General features: G+C 65.0%; 2 protein-coding genes. Both read left to right on the top strand.

All coding sequences use genetic code 11. The features are described 5' to 3' along the window. Window positions 1–292: 292 nt before the first annotated feature. On the top strand, window positions 293–709 hold the full coding sequence (locus AN233_RS06480; RefSeq protein ID WP_058365987.1) for a DUF7522 family protein: 417 nt from the start codon (window positions 293–295) through the stop codon (window positions 707–709). Window positions 710–835: 126 nt separating this feature from the next. Beyond that, window positions 836–1,495 (top strand): VOC family protein, encoded by a 660-nt coding sequence (locus AN233_RS06475; protein ID WP_080508392.1) that lies wholly within the window; start codon window positions 836–838, stop codon window positions 1,493–1,495. The last annotated feature ends 281 nt before the right edge of the window (window positions 1,496–1,776 follow it).

The following is a 1,776-nucleotide window of genomic DNA, read 5'->3' as shown; positions in this document are numbered from 1 at the left end:
CCGCCTCCGCCAGCGTCTCGCGCAGGAACGACCCGATGGTCCTCCGAGCGTCGTCGAAGTCGATCGCGTGCGCCGTATCGCGTGTCACGGTCGCCGTTCGACGCCTGGCCCCCTCAATCTGGCCCCGGTTGACGGCGCGTTCCCCGGTGTTCACGGAGTCCGAACCGCTCGGAGTGTCTGGACTTCTCAGAAATTGTAAAAATTGTGAGCTCTCTCATGATATCGTACGCCTTGCATACGTCGAGGGTTCGGATACGCGCAGTCTTAAGCTACTGCCGCGCCGTGTCGGATCATGGAACCGGGCAACACCGACGAGTTGGTTGCGTTTCTCAAAGAGCAGGCGGGCGAGTACCTCCGGTCGGCGATCCAGTACTCCACGTCCGACCACGAGTTGCTCTACCTTCGGGACGGCGACGAGCACATTCCGGAAGACGAGGAGTTGGCGGATTTCGTGGATCACTATCGTCGTCTGAGCCGACAGCAGGAACCCGACCGACCGTTCGACCTCGGGACTGACCACTGTACCGTCACCATTTACGACGAGGCGATCCTGTTCCACTTCACGCAGAGCGAGAACGTGGGCACGCTCGTCACCCTGGCGCCGGAGGCGGGCCGAGACATCGTCGCGTTCACGACGAAGTGTCTCGAACAACTCCACTTCAACTCGCCACAGGAGATCCGGAACGTTCCGACCTGGCTCCGGAGTTGAGCCCCGCGTGCGGGACCGGGGACGGCGTGGCATCTCCGCGCTGAACCGACCCGGTGACACGCGCGTCACCCGATTGCGGCGGCGTCGCTACCGGATTCATGGTCGTGGATGCCGAATGCGGAAGCGATGAACAACGAGGATTCCGCGACCGACGCGTCCGAGGGAGCCGCAGCGCTGGGCGATCCGCCGATCACCGCCGAGAAGCCGGACGCCGCGGTCGGCGTCACCGGGCTCGACCACGTCACGCTGATCGGAAGCAACGAGGCCGATACCGTAGAGTTCTACCGCGACGTGCTCGGCTGTTCGCTCGTCCTCCGCCAGCCGAACCTCGACGCGCCCCACGTCACGCACCTGTTCTTCGACCCCGGCGATGGCCGCATCATCACGTTCTTCGTCGAGGAGGGCCGCGACTCCACCCCCGGCCCGCAGCGCACCCAGTTGGGCGGCGTCCACCACATCTCCTTCAGCTTCGACCCCGACCGCATCGCGGAGGTGAAGCAGGGGCTGGAGGCACACGGCTACCAGTACAGCGAGTTCAACCGCGGCATCTTCTACTCGCTGTACACCCGCGACCACAACGGGTTCACCGTCGAGCTCTCGACCGACAAGTACGAGATCCCCGACGACCGCCGCGGCGAGGTGCTCGCGCTCGCCCAGCAGAAGCGCGTCGCCGACGGCTCCGACTACGCGAAAGGCGAACACCTGAAGGCCGCGCTGGAAGAACTCGACCTCCCGGTCGAGCCCGTCGACATCCCCGACGCCGCTTCCGGCGCCGGCGGACTCTGATCGATAGCGATACTGAGTCTACTACGCGGTTCGTTCTGTCTTTCTGTCAGATTACGTTGTTTCTGTGACTGGTGCGGATCCTGCTGATCTGGACAGCAACACCTCGAAAGCCCCAGCCGGCTCGACCGCGCCGGGCCTCGCTGCGCTCCTCGCTCTCGGCACCGCCCGCTGCGGTGCTTATCTGGCAAGACGGTCCGGGCCTTCCGTTGCGTCTCTCGGCACAGCCCGACGGACGGGTCCGGGCTGCGACTTGCTGACTCTCGCTCGGCAGGCTCGCGAGA

It is taken from the genome of Haloparvum sedimenti, from assembly GCF_001462205.1.
In the GTDB taxonomy this organism is placed as follows: domain Archaea; phylum Halobacteriota; class Halobacteria; order Halobacteriales; family Haloferacaceae; genus Haloparvum; species Haloparvum sedimenti.
Note: the sequence above shows the minus strand (reverse complement) of the source record. Positions and strands in the feature narration are given on the sequence as shown.